General features: G+C 71.3%; 15 protein-coding genes and 1 tRNA gene. 7 read left to right on the top strand and 9 right to left on the bottom strand.

The annotated features are described in order from the left end of the window. Positions 1-125 precede the first annotated feature (125 nt). Positions 126-929, bottom strand: coding sequence for an exodeoxyribonuclease III (locus ACFWA7_RS27925; RefSeq protein ID WP_385545696.1), 804 nt, complete (start codon positions 927-929; stop codon positions 126-128). A gap of 58 nt (positions 930-987) precedes the next feature. Here ACFWA7_RS27925 and ACFWA7_RS27920 point away from each other — a divergent pair, with 58 nt between their 5' ends. The 4 genes from ACFWA7_RS27920 (at position 988) to ACFWA7_RS27905 (ending at position 3800) form a co-directional block, all read left to right on the top strand. Beyond that, positions 988-1470, top strand: a complete 483-nt coding sequence (locus ACFWA7_RS27920; RefSeq protein WP_385825761.1) for a GNAT family N-acetyltransferase — start codon at positions 988-990, stop codon at positions 1468-1470. A gap of 121 nt (positions 1471-1591) precedes the next feature. Then, positions 1592-2182, top strand: coding sequence for a hypothetical protein (locus ACFWA7_RS27915; protein WP_385825759.1), 591 nt, complete (start codon positions 1592-1594; stop codon positions 2180-2182). Next, positions 2182-3321 (top strand): hypothetical protein, encoded by a 1140-nt coding sequence (locus ACFWA7_RS27910; RefSeq protein WP_385825757.1) that lies wholly within the window; start codon positions 2182-2184, stop codon positions 3319-3321. Before ACFWA7_RS27915 ends, ACFWA7_RS27910 begins: the two co-directional genes overlap by 1 nt. Positions 3322-3326: 5 nt before the next feature. Beyond that, positions 3327-3800, top strand: coding sequence for a hypothetical protein (locus ACFWA7_RS27905; RefSeq protein ID WP_385825755.1), 474 nt, complete (start codon positions 3327-3329; stop codon positions 3798-3800). Between the two features lie 141 nt (positions 3801-3941). On the opposite strand, the gene ACFWA7_RS27900 is transcribed toward ACFWA7_RS27905, so the two are convergent. The 7 genes from ACFWA7_RS27900 to galU all read right to left on the bottom strand — a co-directional run bounded on the left by ACFWA7_RS27900 (position 3942) and on the right by galU (position 9514). After that, positions 3942-4015: transfer RNA gene (locus ACFWA7_RS27900), tRNA-Ala, on the bottom strand. A 75-nt stretch (positions 4016-4090) separates the two neighbouring features. Continuing rightward, positions 4091-5332 carry a gephyrin-like molybdotransferase receptor GlpR gene (glpR, locus tag ACFWA7_RS27895; protein WP_385825752.1) on the bottom strand — a complete coding sequence of 414 codons (1242 nt, stop codon included), beginning with the start codon at positions 5330-5332 and terminating at the stop codon, positions 4091-4093. Positions 5333-5474: 142 nt separating this feature from the next. Beyond that, positions 5475-6101: a GNAT family N-acetyltransferase gene (locus tag ACFWA7_RS27890; protein WP_385545705.1), complete on the bottom strand. Its 627-nt coding sequence runs from the start codon at positions 6099-6101 to the stop codon at positions 5475-5477. Continuing rightward, positions 6098-6604, bottom strand: a complete 507-nt coding sequence (locus ACFWA7_RS27885; RefSeq protein ID WP_385825763.1) for a molybdenum cofactor biosynthesis protein B — start codon at positions 6602-6604, stop codon at positions 6098-6100. The genes ACFWA7_RS27890 and ACFWA7_RS27885 overlap by 4 nt, the downstream gene beginning before the upstream one ends. Positions 6605-6744: 140 nt before the next feature. After that, complete coding sequence (gene moaC / locus ACFWA7_RS27880; RefSeq protein WP_385825750.1) at positions 6745-7245, bottom strand: cyclic pyranopterin monophosphate synthase MoaC; 501 nt, start codon at positions 7243-7245, stop codon at positions 6745-6747. Between the two features lie 59 nt (positions 7246-7304). Next, positions 7305-8606, bottom strand: a complete 1302-nt coding sequence (gene glp / locus ACFWA7_RS27875; protein ID WP_385545679.1) for a gephyrin-like molybdotransferase Glp — start codon at positions 8604-8606, stop codon at positions 7305-7307. Beyond that, positions 8603-9514: a UTP--glucose-1-phosphate uridylyltransferase GalU gene (galU, locus tag ACFWA7_RS27870; RefSeq protein WP_385545676.1), complete on the bottom strand. Its 912-nt coding sequence runs from the start codon at positions 9512-9514 to the stop codon at positions 8603-8605. Before galU ends, glp begins: the two co-directional genes overlap by 4 nt. Positions 9515-9637: 123 nt before the next feature. Between galU and ACFWA7_RS27865 the strand changes: the two genes are divergently transcribed. Further along, entirely contained in the window at positions 9638-10201 is a 564-nt protein-coding gene (locus ACFWA7_RS27865; protein ID WP_385545673.1) for a 5-formyltetrahydrofolate cyclo-ligase, read from the top strand. A gap of 8 nt (positions 10202-10209) precedes the next feature. Here ACFWA7_RS27865 and ACFWA7_RS27860 read toward each other — a convergent pair whose 3' ends face one another. Beyond that, a complete protein-coding gene (locus tag ACFWA7_RS27860; RefSeq protein WP_385825748.1) occupies positions 10210-12954 on the bottom strand; it encodes a penicillin acylase family protein in 2745 nt (914 codons plus the stop codon). A 202-nt stretch (positions 12955-13156) separates the two neighbouring features. On the opposite strand from ACFWA7_RS27860, the gene ACFWA7_RS27855 reads away from it, so the two are divergent. Continuing rightward, the gene (locus ACFWA7_RS27855; RefSeq protein WP_385545700.1) at positions 13157-14692 is read left to right on the top strand and encodes a potassium/proton antiporter; all 1536 of its coding nucleotides are present in this window, start codon (positions 13157-13159) and stop codon (positions 14690-14692) included. Positions 14693-15016: 324 nt separating this feature from the next. Beyond that, positions 15017-16291, top strand: coding sequence for an MFS transporter (locus ACFWA7_RS27850; protein WP_385825746.1), 1275 nt, complete (start codon positions 15017-15019; stop codon positions 16289-16291). Positions 16292-16330: the final 39 nt, after the last annotated feature.

Below are 16330 nucleotides of genomic sequence, written 5' to 3'. Positions count from 1 at the left end.
CGCCGTCCCACCCCCACCTCTTCCCCCTTTCCCTCCCCCCCGTCTCCGCGCCCGCCGCCGGCCCCACCCCGGGCGCCCCGGGGGGGCCCGGGGGCCCCCCGCTTCCACGTGTCCGCCGAGGGGCCCTACAGCCCGTACGCCACCGTCACCGGCGCGTGGTCGCTCCACCGCTCCTCGTGCGAGGCGGCCCGCTCCACGTACCCCTTGACCGCGCGCGCCGCGAGGCCCGCCGTGGCCATCTGGTAGTCGATGCGCCAGCCCGAGTCGTTGTCGAAGGCCCGCCCGCGGTACGACCACCACGAGTACGGCCCCTCCTCCTCGGGGTGCAGCTCGCGCAGCACGTCCACGTATCCGCCGTCGGCGGCGTCGAGGACGCGGGAGAGCCACTCGCGCTCCTCCGGCAGGAAGCCCGCGTTCTTCTTGTTGCCCCGCCAGTTCTTGAGGTCGGCCTCGCGGTGGGCGATGTTCCAGTCGCCACAGACGACGACCTCGCGCCCGTCGGCCGCCGCCCGGGCCCGGAGCTCCTTCAGATACGGCAGGAACTCCCCCATGAACCGGTACTTCTCGTCCTGCTTCTCGGTCCCGGCCTCACCGGACGGCAGATAGAGGCTGGCGACGGTGACGCCGGGCAGGTCGGCCTCCACATACCGCCCGCCGGCGTCGAACTCCGCGCTGGCGAAGCCGACCCGCACCCGCTCCGGCTCGCGGCGCGTGTAGAGCGAGACCCCGGCCCGGCCCTTGGCCGCGGCGGGCGCGTGCACGACGTGCCACCCCTCCGGCTCGCGCACCTCGGCGGTGAGCTGCTGCGGCTCGGCCCGTACCTCCTGGAGACACACGACGTCGGCGTCGGACCCGGCCAGCCACTCCAGGAAACCCTTCTTGGCGGCGGCGCGGAGCCCGTTTACATTCACGGTGGTAACAGTGAGCACCGGGGCACCATACCGACCCGGTCATGGTGATCGCCTGCATAGAAGTACGCTAGTGCGCATGGATATCCAGACGCTGGGGTACGACCACCCGGACGCCGTGAAGCTCAACGACCAGGTGCAGCTCGAATACATCGAGCGCTACACGGACGAGGGCGACGCCACTCCGCTCGACGCCTCCATGTTCGTGCCGCCGAACGGGCTCTACCTGATCGCGTACGACGAGGACGGCCGCCCGACAGCCACCGGCGGCTGGCGCACCCAGGACAAGAACGACCAGGGCTACTCGGACGGCGACGCCGAGCTGAAGCGGATGTACGTCATACCGGAAGCCCGCGGCCTGGGCCTGGCCCGCCGCATCCTGGCCCTGCTCGAAGCCGACGCCCGCGCCGCGGGCCGCACCCGCATGGTCCTGGAGACCGGCGACCAGCAGCCGGAGGCGATAGCCCTGTACGCCTCCAGCGGCTACTCCCCCTGCGAGAAGTTCGGCCACTACCGCTTCCACGACAACAGCATCTGCTACGCGAAGCCGCTGGTGCCGTGAGGCCGCGGGGCCGCCCGGCGGCCCCGACGGGCGCCCCCGGGCACCCGGCCGGCTTGTCATGAGCCCATCCCACTGAAGCGGTTAGGCTGCTGAGCGCACGCGCACCACACGGGGGATCCACATGAGCGACGACACACTGCCCGAACCGTCCCAGCTGCCGCTATCGCCGGACGAGCTGAAGCGGCACCACTCCGAATGGGCCGCCGGCATCACCAAGGCCCCGCCCGCCGACAGCTATGTGGACCCTCTCACCCCGGTCCCCCTGCGTCCGAACCCGCCGATCGCCGGCTCGCCCTTCCTCAAGCCGCCGCTCCAGGAGCCGTCCCTCCAGGGCCCCCCGCTCACGGGGTCGCCCTTCCTCAGGCCGCCGCTCCAGGGCCCGCCCCAGGACACGCTCCGCATCGCGCCCGGCGTCCTCACCGCGGCGGCGGGCCGCGCGGACGAGATCCACACGGCCTTCACCAAGCCCGCGGCCGCGCTGGAGGACCCCGCGCAGAAGGCGTCGGCGGCGATGGACGGCTGGGAGTCGGCCAAGGCCATCCGCACGGCCGGCACGCAGTGGGAGAAGCAGGCCGGCACCGTGGCCGGCTGGCTGGCCCGTATCTCCGAGAGCCTGCGCGTGGGAGCCCGGGACTACCACGTGACGGACCACGCCGTGGACGAGTCGCTCCGGGGCATCGCGCCGCGCCGTTCGAAGCTGGAGGGGCTGTAATGCCGTCGTTCTACCGGGAGATCCTGGACACCGACCTCGGCCCGCTGCAGAAGCTCGCCGACCAGTGGCGCACCACGCACACGGACCTGGCCAAGCTGCCCAAGCGGGTCCACGACGAAGTGCTCACACCACTGCGCGACAAGGGCTACTGGGAGGGCGCGGCCGCTCCGTACGCCTGGCGGATGATCGACGACATCGAGCGCCAGATCGAGGCGGCCGCCAAGGTCGCGGAGGCGGCGGTCGGCGTCCTCGACGACGCGCTCGGCGAACTCAAGGCCGTACAGAAGGACCTCAAGGACGCCGTCCGGCGCGCCCTGGAGAGGGGTCTGTACATCGACAAGGACGGCGCCCTCTCCCCCGACATGGTCCACGGCGTCTGCAAGGTGATCGAGAAGGGTTCGGCGGACGCGAAGGCCATCGAGGACGCCCAGCGGGAGATCGTCGAGATCGTGAAGCGGGGCATCGTCGCCGACCGGAACCTGGCGTTCTCGCTCATGTCGGACGTCGGGCTCGGCGACTGGTTCAACACCGCCCCGCAGCACAAGAACATCGACACGACCAACACGATCAACCAGGCCGACTACAACGCCTTCGACCTCGCGATGCAGGCCAAGGACCCGCACCCGTTCCCCCAGGGCGACGACCCGTACTCCCTCGGCCTGGACTGGGTCACCGGCAGCGGGCCGCGCGAACGCGAGTACCACGACGGCGACCGGATGACCGAGCTGATCAAGTCCAGCGTCAGCATGGAGCAGCTCCGGGCGGACACCCTGGCCAACTGGCGCAAGGACGGAAGCGACGAGGGCACCGTCAACTACTCCATCTCCAAGGGCGGAAAGATCGGCGCCCTCGGAAAGCTCGTCTTCACCGACCTGCCGGCGATCGCCACCGGCGACGAGGACCACTTGGGCGAGGCGTTCGTCGGCTCGTACTCCCTGGACTACTCGGTCAAGGGCCAGGACCCCGACGGCTCCCTCGTCGTCGAGTACACGCTCAACAACAAGACCAGCAACGAATCCTTCCTCCACTTCGTCGGCTACTACGACTGGCTGAAGAAGACGAACCGCGAGGACGGCGTCTTCTCCACCGTCGGACAGCAGATGACGTGGACCGAACGCATCCCGGCAGCAGGGAAGTAAGCACCGTGCCCCACCACTCCCGACGCACCCTCGGGGCCGTCTCCGCCCTCGTGCTCCTCGCCGCCCCGCTCACCGCGTGCGGTTCCGACGCTCTCAAGCGGTGCGTCCCGGTCGCCGCCGAGTCCGCCACCCCCGGCGAACTCATCGGTCGTTACGAGGGCGCGCACGAGGCCGACGGGGTGCGCCTGACGCTGTCCCCGGGCGGTGCCATGCGGGCGGAGAAGTGGCCCACCGGCGACTACCACCGCGCGAAGCTGGGCGACACGTTCAACGGCTCCGGCACCTGGGAGATCGAGTCGGCCACGGCGTCCACCGACCGCGCGCTGCTGCGGCTGCACTTCACCAAGCCCACCCTGTTCCTCCAGGGCGACACCCTCGACAAGCTCACCATCGGCACCGACGCCACCCGCACGGACCTCTACCGGGACATCGACCCCGACATCTGCCCCGACTTCCGCCTCCGGCTCCACAAGCCCTGACGGCCGGGCTCCTGACGGGCGGGCTCCTGACGGCCGGGCTCCTGACGGGCGGGCCGAGGCGACTGGGCCCGAACGGGCTGTCCGCGCACATGAAAAGAGCCCCTGCCGGATTTCTCCGACAGGGGCTCTTCCCTGTTGTTGTGGACCTGAGGGGATTCGAACCCCTGACCCCCTCGATGCGAACGAGGTGCGCTACCGGACTGCGCCACAGGCCCTTGCAACGGGTGAAACATTAGCACCCCGAGAGGGGTGCTCGGAAATCCGGTCCCCGCTGGTCAGCGAGACGGGTGTCACTCGTTGGCCGCGCGGGGGCGGTCCTCGTCCGCGTACTGGTCGAAGAGCGGCGTCCGGCGGCTGCTCGGCGAGCTGCGCCGACGCGGTGCCGGAGGGGCCGGAACCGTCGGGTCCGCGGTGGAGGAGCGGGCCGAGGACCAGGTGTCCGGGGCGCCGAGGTCGATGCTGCCGGTGGCGCGCGGGGCGACCGGGGCCGTCACATACGTAGGAAGCGGCACCGGGACCGGCTCCCAGCTGTCGCCGCGCTCGGGGCCCTGCTCGCGCTGCTGGTCGACCCACTCGGCATGGTCGGTCTGCTCGACCAGCGCGCGCCGGTCGGCCTCCTGCGGGGAGACGACGGGCTCGGGCTCGGGGGCCGGATGCGGCTCCGGCTCGTCCTCGGTCTCCACGGCGGCGGCCGGCTGGCGGCGCGGCTGGCGCTCGCGCAGCCGCTGCGCGGCCGCCTCGGCACGGCGCCGGTCCATGACGAACGCGAACCGCCGCCGCTCGCGCGCCCGCAGATGCACGATGTACGCGCTGAGCAGTACGGCCGGGACCGCGGGCACCCACAGGAAGCCGAGGCCGCCCACCGCCGCCACGACCGCGCCCAGCGTGAACGTGAGGAAGAGGATCACCGTCGTACGGCGGCGGCGCGCCAGGACCGCGCTGCGCCGGGCGCGCCGGGCGCGCTCGGCGGCTTCCGCGGAACGGCCGTTGCGCCGGAGCCCGTCGGCCTGCCGCACGCCCCCGGGTCGCTCCTCACCACGGCGCTCGCCACCGCGGCGCTCCTCGGAACGCGACTCCTGGCGGTGCGACTCCTCGTGGTGTGAGTCCTGGCGGCGGGAGTCCTGGCGGTGCGACTCCTCGTGGTGTGAGTCCTGGCGGTGGGAGTCCTCGGGGCGCGCCTCCTCGTGACGCGGCTCCTCGCGGCCGCCCGGCCGCTGCGCCCCGGCACCCGTCGGGTGCTGTCGGGGCACGGCGAAGGCCCGGACGTCGACGCCCTTGCCGGGGTCCGCGAGGGACTCCGTGGGCGCGTCCGGTTCGGCGTCGGGGACGGGTGCGCCGGAACCTCGCTGCCTCAGCTCCCTGGCGTACCGGCGCTCCATGGCCGACCTTCCGGACAGCAGCCGGATGGCGGTGCTGAAGCGTTCCGTCGGACGGGCCTCGTTGAGCTCGTCCTGCCTGCGGAGCCACATCGGCACCAAGTAGGCGGCCCAGGCCCCGACGATGACTGCGTAGATGAGGCCGCTGCTGCTCACACCCCACACGGTAGAGGGACGGGCGCGAAGGGATACGCCAATTGAGCCGGTGTGTCGCACGATCTGGCTGATATCACTGGCTTTTTTTGTGATTCTTCAGATCGGTTCACGGTCATACGGCGACCGAATTCGAACATTTATTTCATTTCTCGTGGTGCGCCCGGCGCGCCTGCTTCCACCTGTACAGCAGTCCCTCCGGCACCTCTTCCGCCGTCAGCGCGTACACCAGATGGTCCCGCCATCCGCCGTCGATGTGGAGATAGCGCGGGCGCAGCCCCTCCTCGCGGAATCCGAGTTTCTCCACGACCCGCCGGCTCGGCCCGTTCTCGGGGCGAATGCAGACCTCCATGCGGTGCAGTCCGACCGTACGGAAGCAGTGGTCGGTGGCGAGCGCGACGGCCGTCGGCATGACGCCGCGGCCCGCCACCTCGCGGTCGACCCAGTAGCCGACGTGCCCCGAGCACATCGAGCCCCAGGTGATCCCGGCGACCGTGAGCTGGCCGACGAGACGGCCCTGGTACTCGATGACGAAGGGCAGCATCCGGCCCGCGTTCGCCTCGGCGCGCAGATGCCGGACCATCTGCCGGTAGGTGGGCCGCTGGGCGGGCGGGGCGCCGGGCGCGGGCGGCGGAATGGTCGCCTCCCAGGGCCGCAGCCACTCACGGTTGCGCCGGTTCACCTCGCGCCAGATCCGCTGGTCGCGCAGCTTTATGGGGCGGAGGAGCACATCGCCGTCCGCCAGCTCGACCGGCCACGATGGGACGTTCAGCTTGGGCTCCCCACGGGTCTGGGGTGGTCGCCGCCCCGGATCTGGTCGACGGCGTGCAGCAGCAGCCGCTCCAGGACGGCCAGTCCGTCACGGACGCCGCCGGTGGAGCCCGGCAGGTTGACGATCAGCGTGTGCCCGCCCGCGACCCCGGCGAGCCCCCGCGAGAGCGCGGCGGTCGGGACCTTGGCCAGGCCCTCGGCGCGGATCGCCTCCGGGATGCCGGGGATCTCGTAGTCGAGGACGCGGCGGGTGGCGTCGGGGGTGCGGTCGGTGGGCGAGATGCCGGTGCCGCCGGTGGTGACGATGACGTCGTAGCCGGCGGCCGCGCCCGCGCGCAGCGCCTGCTCCACGGGGTCGCCGTCGGGCACGACCAGCGGCCCGTCCACGGCGAAGCCGAGCCCGGCCAGGCCCTCGGTGAGGATCGGGCCGCCCCGGTCCGCGTACACACCGGCCGCCGCGCGGTTGGAGGCCGTGACGACGAGCGCGGCGTACGGGGCGAGCAGCGCCCCGCCGAGGCCCGCCGAGTCGCCGGGGAAAGGCGGCGCGTTCTCCACGCCGGGGCGGCCCAGGGCCTGCGCCCGGCCGGGCGCGGCGGAGGGCGTCCGGCTCGATGCCGCCGCGCCGCCCGGCGCACCCGGCGTCGTCACGGCGTGGCCTCTTCCGGCTCGGGGCGGGACCAGTAGCCGGACTTGCCGCCGGTCTTCTCCTCGACCCGCACGTCCGTGATGACGGCCGCCTTGTCGACGGCCTTCACCATGTCGACGACGGTCAGCGCGGCCACCGACACGGCGGTCAGCGCCTCCATCTCGACGCCCGTGCGGTCCGTGGTCCTCACCGTCGCCAGGATCTCCACCGCGTCGTCCGCGACCGTGAGGTCCAGCTTCACCCCGGACACCGCGAGCGGGTGGCAGAGCGGGATCAGGTCCGGGGTGCGCTTGGCGCCCATGATCCCGGCGATCCGGGCGGTCGCCAGGGCGTCGCCCTTGGGCACGCCCTCGCCGCGCAGCAGCTCGATCACGCGCGGCGAGACGCGTACGCGTCCGCTCGCGCGCGCGGTGCGGGCCGTCACGTCCTTCTCGGAGACATCGACCATACGGGCCGCGCCCGCCTCGTCGATGTGCGTCAGCCTGCCTTGCGTACTCATGGTGTGGCGCTCCCGGTCCGGCCTGTGTGGGCAGACACGCTACCGCCACCCCGGCCCGGTCAGCCGAGCAGGACCACCTCCACTTCGGAGCCGGGCTCCACGGAGGTGACGTCCTCGGGGATGACGATCAGGCAGTCCGCCTGGGCGAGGGCGGCGACCAGATGCGATCCCGAGCCGCCGACCGGCGTGACGGCCGACTCCCGCGCGTCGTAGGTCCCGCGCAGGAACTGGCGCCGGGCCGCCGGGGAGGAGAGCGCCTTGTCGACGCGGAGCGCGGCACGCGCGCGTGGCCGGTGCACGTCCGGCAGGCCCATCAGGGTGCGGATCGCCGGGCGTACGAACAGCTCGAAGGAGACGTACGACGACACCGGGTTGCCCGGCAGGGCGAGCAGCGGGGTGTGGTCGGGGCCGATCGAGCCGAAGCCCTGGGGCTTGCCCGGCTGCATGGCGAGCTTGCGGAAGTCGATGCCGCTGCCCGGCTCGTCCTCGTCGCCCACCGAGGACAGCGCCTCCTTGACGACGTCGTACGCCCCCACGCTCACGCCGCCCGTGGTCACCAGCAGATCGGCGCGGATCAGCTGGTCCTCGACGGTCTGGCGCAGCGTCTCGGCGTCGTCGGTGACCGCGCCCACCCGGTAGGCGATCGCTCCCGCGTCGCGCGCGGCGGCGGCCAGCGCGAAGCTGTTGGAGTCGTAGATCTGGCCCTCGGCCAACTTCTCGCCGGGCTGGACGAGTTCGCTGCCGGTCGACACGACGACCACGCGCGGGCGCGGGCGCACCTTCACGGTGCCGCGGCCGATCGCCGCGAGCAGGCCGATCTGGGGCGGGCCGAGCACCGTCCCGGCCGCCAGGGCGAGGTCGCCCGCCTGCACATCGCTGCCGCGCGCGCGGACGTGGGCGCGGGCCTCGGCGGGCCGGTGCACCCGGACCTCGCCGCTCGCCCCCTCGGGCGCGTCACTGGCGGCGCGCATCCCGGTGGCCGCGCCTCCGCCCGTACCGCCGTCGGTCCACTCGACCGGGACGACGGCCTCGGCGCCGGGCGGCAGCGGGGCACCGGTCATGATCCGGGCGGCCTCGCCGGGCCCGACGGCCGGGAGCTCGCCGCTGCCCGCGGCGACGTCGCCGATCACGGTCAGCACCGCCGGGAACTCCTCGCTGGCGCCCGCCACGTCCGCGACGCGCACCGCGTACCCGTCCATCGAGCTGTTGTCGAAGGGGGGCAGCGCGAGCGTCACCGTGACGTCCTCGACCAGGACGCAGCCCTGGGCGTCGGGCAGTTGCAGCTCGATGGGTTCGAGCGGCTCCACGGCGGCGAGGACGTCCTCCAGGTGCTCGTCGACCGACCAGATCGTGTTGCTCAAGGTGTCTGCATCTCCTCGGTCACGTACCTGCGAAGCCAGGCCTTGAAGTCCGGGCCCAGGTCTTCACGTTCGCACGCGAGTCTGACAATGGCACGCAGATAGTCGCCGCGGTCGCCGGTGTCATAGCGGCGGCCCTTGAAGACCACGCCGTGCACCGGGCCGCCGACCTTCTCGTCGGCGGCCAGCTGCTGGAGCGCGTCGGTGAGCTGGATCTCGCCGCCGCGGCCCGGCTCGGTCTGGCGCAGTATCGCGAAGACCGCGGGGTCCAGGACGTACCGGCCGATGATGGCCAGGTTGCTGGGCGCGTCCGCCGGGTCGGGCTTCTCCACCAGGCCGGTGATCCGTACGACGTCGCCGTGGCCGGTGGGCTCGACGGCCGCGCAGCCGTACAGATGGATCTGGGACGGCTCGACCTCCATCAGGGCGATCACGCTGCCGCCCTCGCGCTCCTGGATCTCCACCATCCGGGAGAGCAGCGGGTCGCGCGCGTCGATGAGGTCGTCGCCGAGGAGCACCGCGAAGGGCTGCTCGCCGACGTGGGGCGCGGCGCACAGCACGGCGTGGCCCAGACCCTTGGGGTCGCCCTGGCGCACGTAGTGCATGGCGGCGAGGTCGCTGGACTCCCTGACCTTGGCGAGCCGGGCCTCGTCGCCCTTGCGGGAGAGGGCCTCCTCCAGCTCGTAGTTGCGGTCGAAGTGGTCCTCCAGGGGACGCTTGTTGCGCCCTGTGACCATCAGTACGTCCGAGAGACCGGCGGCGACCGCCTCCTCGACCACGTACTGGATCGCGGGCTTGTCGACGACCGGCAGCATCTCCTTGGGCGTGGCCTTGGTGGCCGGCAGGAACCGGGTGCCGAGGCCTGCCGCCGGAATGACAGCCTTGGTGATCCTTGTGGGCGACTGAGTCATGCGCAGCACACTAACCGCTGCGTATGGGCGGAAGATTATCCTCCGGTTAATTCGCTCTCATAAACAGGCATTTGAGGGGATTGTGAAAACACTGTGAGTGATGGTGCAGCCGAAAAGGCCCTCTTGCGCGGGGAACTCCTGGGTGCCCGGCGCCTCCTGACGGACGACGACGTCCGCCGGGCTGCCGGGGCGCTGGCCCAGCAGGCTCTCGGACTTCCCGAGCTCGCGGCGGCCGGCACCGTCGCCGCGTACGTCTCGGTGGGGCGCGAGCCGGGCACGCGCGCGCTGCTCGACGCGCTGCGCACGCGTGGTGTCCGCGTCCTGCTGCCCGTACTGCAACCGGACAATGACCTGGACTGGGCCCAGTACGAGGGCGCCGGCCGGCTCGAACCGGCCGGGCGGGGGCTCCTGGAGCCGTCGGGCCCCCGGCTCGGCCCCGACGCCGTCCTCGGCGCCGACACCGTGCTGCTGCCCGGCCTCGCCGTCGACGCGCGCGGGATGCGCCTGGGCCGGGGCGGCGGCTCGTACGACCGGGTGCTCGCCCGGATCGCCGCGGCGGGCCACCACCCCGCGCGCGTCGTGCTCCTCTACGCGAACGAGGTGGTCGCCCGGGTCCCGGAGGAACCGCACGACCACCCCGTTCACGCGGTGGTCACCCCGCAGGGCGTGACCCGCTTCACGGCTTGAGCCTCAGCTCACTTCGTGAGCGTCAGCGTGTCGACGGTCGACGCGCCGACCGCCCTGGAGCTGAAGGACCAGTCCAGCTGCTCGCCCTTGGCCCACTTCCCGGTCTGGTCCGAGTAGTGCGCGCTGTAGGCGTGGCCGGACGCGCCGGTGAGGTTGATCCACTTCGACTTGTCGAAGTCCTTCAGGTTCACCACCATCCGCATCGACGGCACCCACGTCACCGAGTAGTCGCCGCCTCCCGCGTTCCAGCCCGTCGCGTTGACCGCCGCCTCGCCGCCGCCCAGGTTCCACGGGCCGCGGTTGAGGAGGTACTGGACGATGCCGGGGCCGTCGGTGCCGAGGGTCTGGTTCTTCAGCATCAGCTGGTGCAGCTGGCCCCAGCTCCAGGTGGTGACGTCCTTGCCGAGCTTGGCCGTCAGCTCCCAGCGGGCGTCCTTCATGGCGCGCGCCAGCAGCTGGTCCCGGGTGGTGGTGGCCGGGTCCAGACGGCTCTTGGGCGTCTGCCACCAGGTGTTCTTCTCATCGTTGAAGATCCGGCGGACCACCTCGAACCAGCGGTCGCCGCCGTCGGGCTGCGCCGAGTCCGCGTCGCGCTGGCCGCACTCGCGGACCAGCCCGTTGAGGTCGTCCACCGGGCCGGAGCCCTCCGGCGGGCGCACGTTCAGGCACTCGCCCTTGACCCTCAGCTCCTTCGGGAGCTTGTTGCCGAAGGCCAGCTTGAGGACGTTGCGCCACACCGCGTTGAAGTAGGCGGCCGCCCCGGAGTCCGACTCCTGGGTGTAGTCCCAGCCTTCGAGCAGCTTCTGCGCCTCCCGTATGGACGGGTCGGAGACGTCGACCTTCAGCAGCGCGGGCGTCAGCAGCGCGGCGATCTCGCTGCTGTTGTCCATCTGCATCTTCTGCATGTCCTCGGTGGAGACCTTGCCGCCGTCCTTGGTCTTCGACTCGATGAGGTCGTTGATCCGCTGGCTGCGGGTGCCGTAGCCCCAGTCCTTGGTCAGCAGGTACGGGTACTTCTTCTCGTCGACCACGGCCTGGTTGGCGGTGACGATGTATCCGCGCTTCGGGTCGAGCTCGTACGGCAGCTGCTCGAAGGGGATGGACCCCTTCCAGTTGTACTTGGAGTCCCAGCCGGGAGCGGGCACGGTCCCGTCGTAGCCCTTGGCCCGCACCGGGATCCTGCCCGGCGCCTGGTAGCCGATGTGGCCCTTGGTGTCGGCGTAGATCAGGTTCTGCGAGGGGACCTCGAAGTCCTTGGCGGCCGCCCGGAAGGACTTGAAGTCCTTGGCCCGGTCGAGCTCGAAGATGGCGTCCATGGACTTGCCGGGCTCCAGGGCGGTCCACTTCAGGGCCACCGCGTACCCCTCGCCCCGGTCCGGGGCGGAGGTGGCCACGGGGGCCTTCTTGCCGACCTTCTCCAGCTCGTCGTCACGGTCGGAGACCAGCGGGCCGTTGTTGGTCTCGCGCACGGTGATCGTCTTGCTCTTGCCGCCCGCGACCTTGATGACCTCCTCGCGCGTGGCGAGGGCCTTCTGCTGGTTGTCGTAGAGATAGGTGCCGCCGGGAGCGATCTTCTCCAGGTAGAGGTCGGTCACGTCGGCGCCGAGATTGGTGAACCCCCAGGAGACGTCCTGGTTGTGGCCGATGACCACGCCGGGCATACCGGAGAACGTGTAGCCCGCCACGTCGTAGCCGCAGCTCGCGGAGACCGTGCGGCAGTGCAGACCCATCTGGTACCAGAGCGACGGCATCATCGGCGCCAGATGCGGGTCGTTGGCCAGCAACGGCATACCGGTCGTCGTGTACTTGCCGGAGACGACCCACGAGTTGGAGCCGATGCCGCTGCCGTTGGGGCCGAGCAGCGCCGGGATCTTGTCGAGGCTGTCGGAGAGCCGCGCCAGCTGCGCCTGCGCGCCCTGCGTCGCGCCCTGGACCGTCGATCCCGCCCCACTGCCGGTGCTCGGCTCACGGTTCGGGTCGTACTTCCCGGTGATCTTGTTGACCGAGCCCTCGTCGACGATCGGGCGGTGGGTGGCCGTCGGGTACGGCGGGTACAGATCCTTGATCTGCTTGGGGGCGAGCCGGCTGGTCATCAGGGACCTGTCGATCTCGTCCTGCATGTTGCCGCGCAGGTCCCAGGCCATCGCCTTGAGCCAGGCCACCGAGTCGACCGGCGTCCACTTCTCGACCTTGTAGTCGTGGACGAAGTCCAGCGCCGCGTACTCGACGGACAGGTCCTTGGGGCCCCTGCCCTCCAGGTAGGCGTTGACACCGGCGGCGTACGCCTGGAGGTACTTCTTCGTCTGCGGTGACAGCTTGGTGTCGTACTCCCGCTGCGCGACCCGGCGCCAGCCGAGAGTGCGCAGGAAGGCATCGGTCTCGACCTGGTCCTTGCCGAACATCTCCGACAGCCGGCCGGAGGTCATGTGGCGGCGGACGTCCATCTCCCAGAAGCGGTCCTGGGCCTGGACGAAGCCCTGGGCCATGAAGAGGTCGGTGTCGTTGTCCGCGTAGACCTGCGGCACCCCGTAGTCATCGCGCTTGACCTCCACCGAGTTGCCGGTGAGGCCCTTGAGCTGGATCGACCCCGTGGTCTGCGGGAAGGAGGCGCGCACGGTACTGACGCCCCAGTACGCGCCGTATCCGACACCCGCGACGAGCGCCAGCACCAGGACGATCAGGATCAGGCGGGCGCGGCGTCCCTTCTTCCTGACTTTCGTCTTGGCGGAAGGGGCGGTTGTGTTGGAGGGCATCGCTGTCCTTCGAGGGGCAGGGTGGTCCTAGGTGCTGGAGCAACCATAGGCGCAGCGACTGACAGCCCCGGACGCGGTGTCTTCTATGAGCGTCAGCCCGCCCAACTGACACAGTTGTACGTAAAGAACTCGTCAAAGATTAGGTAAGGTAACGAAGTACCGGTGGTCGGAGGAACGTTCCGGCACCCGTGCGTGAGGGCGCCTGACGGCGCGTGAGGGGAAGGATCGGCCACTGACTGTCCACCATCTCAACGAGCTCCTGCTCATCTGCTCGCTCGTCCTGCTCATCGCCGTCGCGGCGGTGCGCGTCTCCTCCCGCAGCGGGCTCCCCAGCCTGCTCCTGTATCTCGGCATCGGGATCGCGATAGGGCAGGACGGGATCTTCGACGTCCAGTTCGACAACGCCGAGATGACCCAGGTCATCGGCTATGCCGCCTTGGTGGTGATCCTGGCCGAGGGCGGTCTGGGCACCAAGTGGAAAGAGATCCGCCCGGCGCTGCCGGCAGCCGTCGTGCTGTCGATCGTCGGTGTCGCGGTGAGCGTGGGGGTCACCGCGGCCGGTGCGCACTACCTGGTCGGGCTCGAATGGCGGCAGTCACTGATCATCGGCGCGGTGGTGTCCTCGACGGACGCCGCGGCCGTCTTCTCCGTCCTGCGCAGGGTTCCGCTGCCGTCCCGGATCACCGGCGTCCTGGAGGCCGAGTCGGGCTTCAACGACGCCCCGGTCGTCATCCTGGTCGCCGCCTTCTCCACGCCGGGCCCGGTGGACTCCTGGTACCTGCTCGCCGGCAAGATCGCCCTTGAGCTGGCGATCGGCGCCGGGATCGGGCTCGCGGTCGGCTGGCTCGGCTCCTGGGGCCTGCGGCACGTGGCGCTGCCCGCGTCCGGCCTCTACCCGATCGCGGTGATGGCGATCGCCGTCACCGCGTACGCGGCGGGCGCCATGGCCCACGGCTCCGGCTTCCTCGCCGTCTATCTGGCCGCGATGGTCCTCGGCAACGCCAAGCTGCCGCACTGGCCCGCCACCCGGGGCTTCGCGGACGGCCTCGGCTGGATCGCCCAGATCGGCATGTTCGTCCTGCTCGGCCTGCTGGTCACCCCGCACGAACTGCCCGACGACTTCTGGACCGCCGTGATCATCGGCCTGGTCCTGACGATGGTGGCCCGGCCTCTTGCGGTGCTGCTCAGCCTGGCGCCGTTCAGGATGCCCTGGCAGGAGAAGGCCCTGATGTCCTGGGCGGGGCTGCGCGGCGCCGTGCCCATCATCCTGGCCACGATCCCGATGGTCTCCGGGATCGACGGCAGCGAGCGCGTCTTCAACATCGTCTTCGTCCTGGTCGTCGTCTACACCCTCGTCCAGGGCCCGACCCTGCCCTGGCTCGCCCGCAAGCTGCGGATCTCGGACGCCGAGACGGCCGCCGACCTGGGCATCGAGTCGGCGCCCCTGGAGCGGCTGCGCGGCCATCTGCTGTCGGTGGCGATCCCGCCCGAGTCGCGGATGCACGGCGTCGAGGTGCACGAGCTGCGCCTGCCGCCGGGGGCGGCGGTCACCCTGGTCGTACGGGACGGGAAGAGCTTCGTACCGGGGCCGACGACCGTGCTGCGGCGCGGCGACGAGCTGCTCGTGGTGGCGACGGACCCGGTACGGGACGCGGCCGAGGCCCGGCTGCGGGCGGTCGGCCAGGGCGGAAAGCTGGCCGGGTGGCTGGGGACGGGCGGCACGGGCCCGCGCCGGTAGGGCGAGGGCCATCAGGCCGCCAGGCGTCGTCCCGCGTCCATCGAATCAGGGAACAGCCGGAAGAAGATCCGGTTAATCACAGGTGTGATCTCGGTCATCCGTGCCCTTTCAGAGGCGCGGAACCGGATCCCCCTGTAGCATGAAGGCACACCACTGATCGACCAACTCTGCCTGACGCAGAGCTGGCGCGACCGTATGGCGGTCGGAGGCTCCCGCAGTGAGCCCCGGCATCTACCGCAGTTCCGCGCAAGAGGACAGCTCTCGGCAACGCCCGTACTCACCCGTACCAGGGGCGCGCTACCAGGCGGCAGAAAGGCAAGGGCCGTGGCATCCACGGTCACTTCCGAGCGTCGCCCGGGCTACGGGCAGCTCCTGCGCACTCCCGGCGCACTCACGTTCCTCCTGCCCGGCTTCGCCGCCAGGCAGCCCTTCGCGATGCTCACCATCAGCATCGTGCTTCTCGTCCAGCACACCACCGGCTCGTACGGCAGCGCCGGTGCCGTGGCCGCCGTCACCGGCGTCTCCATGGCCCTCTTCGCGCCCCAGAGCGGCAAGCTCGCCGACCGCTTCGGCCAGCGCGCCGTCCTGCTCCCCGGCGTCCTCGTGCACTCCGCCTCGGGCTCCGTACTGATCGCGCTGGCGCTGGCCGGCGCCCCCCTGTGGGCGCTCTTCGTGGCCGCCGTCCCGACCGGCGCCTCGGTGCCGCAGATCGGTCCGATGGTCCGGGCCCGCTGGGCCGCCAAGCTCGACGGCTCACCCCTGATGTCGACGGCCGCGGCCTTCGAGTCGGTGACCGACGAGTTCACCTTCGTCATCGGCCCGGTGCTCGCGACCGCGCTGTGCACGGGCGTCCACCCGGCGGCCGGACTGATCACCGAAGCCGCGCTGACCCTGGTCGGCGGCCTGCTCTTCGCCTCCCAGCACCACACCCAGCCGCAGCCCAGCCGCGCCGACGGCCACGCGCGCGCGGAGCACGTCTCCGCGCTCTCCATCCCCGGCGTACGGGTCCTGGCCGTGTCCTTCCTCGGCATCGGCGCCGTCTTCGGCGGTATGCAGGTCTCGCTGACCGCGTTCTCCGAGGAGATCGGCAACCCCGGCGCCAACGGCCTGCTGTACGGGATCTTCGCCGCGGGCAACATGCTGGCGGGCATCGCGTGCGGCGCCATCGCCTGGAAGTCCGCTCCCCGGACGCGGCTGATCGCCGGATACACCGGCCTGACCCTGGCCGCCTCGGGCCTGTGGGCCATGCACTCCGCGGTGCTGCTCGGCGGCCTCGGGCTGATCGTCGGCCTCTGCATCGCCCCGGCGCTGATCACCGGCTACACGCTGGTCGAGTCGCTGGTCCCGGCCTCCGCCCGGACCGAGGCCTTCACCTGGCTGACCGGCGCGGTGGCGCTGGGCCAGGCCGGAGCGGTCACCGTGGCCGGCCGGCTGGCCGACACCCACGGCTCCAGCGCGGGTTTCCTGGTGCCCATGGCGGGCACCGCGCTGGCCCTGGTCACACTGCTCTCACTGCGCTCGCGACTCGCGCCGCGCTCCTCGGGACGGACCGTCGCCCGTAGTGGCGTCGGTCACCGAGTTCCCGTGGCGGTGGACTGATCCAGCGGAATACGTCACTATGGACCGTCGTTAGCACTC

It is taken from the genome of Streptomyces sp. NPDC059994, from assembly GCF_042737755.1.
Lineage (GTDB): Bacteria > Actinomycetota > Actinomycetes > Streptomycetales > Streptomycetaceae > Streptomyces.
Note: the sequence above shows the minus strand (reverse complement) of the source record. Positions and strands in the feature narration are given on the sequence as shown.

Bases quoted from the DNA above. Each gene is read 5' to 3' on its own strand.
- ACFWA7_RS27920 (WP_385825761.1), top strand. From the start codon at position 988: ATGGATATCCAGACGCTGGGGTACGACCACCCGGACGCCGTGAAGCTC.
- ACFWA7_RS27915 (WP_385825759.1), top strand. From the start codon at position 1,592: ATGAGCGACGACACACTGCCCGAACCGTCCCAGCTGCCGCTATCGCCG.
- moaC (WP_385825750.1), bottom strand. From the start codon at position 7,245: ATGAGTACGCAAGGCAGGCTGACGCACATCGACGAGGCGGGCGCGGCC.
- ACFWA7_RS27910 (WP_385825757.1), top strand. From the start codon at position 2,182: ATGCCGTCGTTCTACCGGGAGATCCTGGACACCGACCTCGGCCCGCTG.
- galU (WP_385545676.1), bottom strand. From the start codon at position 9,514: ATGACTCAGTCGCCCACAAGGATCACCAAGGCTGTCATTCCGGCGGCA.
- ACFWA7_RS27860 (WP_385825748.1), bottom strand. From the start codon at position 12,954: ATGCCCTCCAACACAACCGCCCCTTCCGCCAAGACGAAAGTCAGGAAG.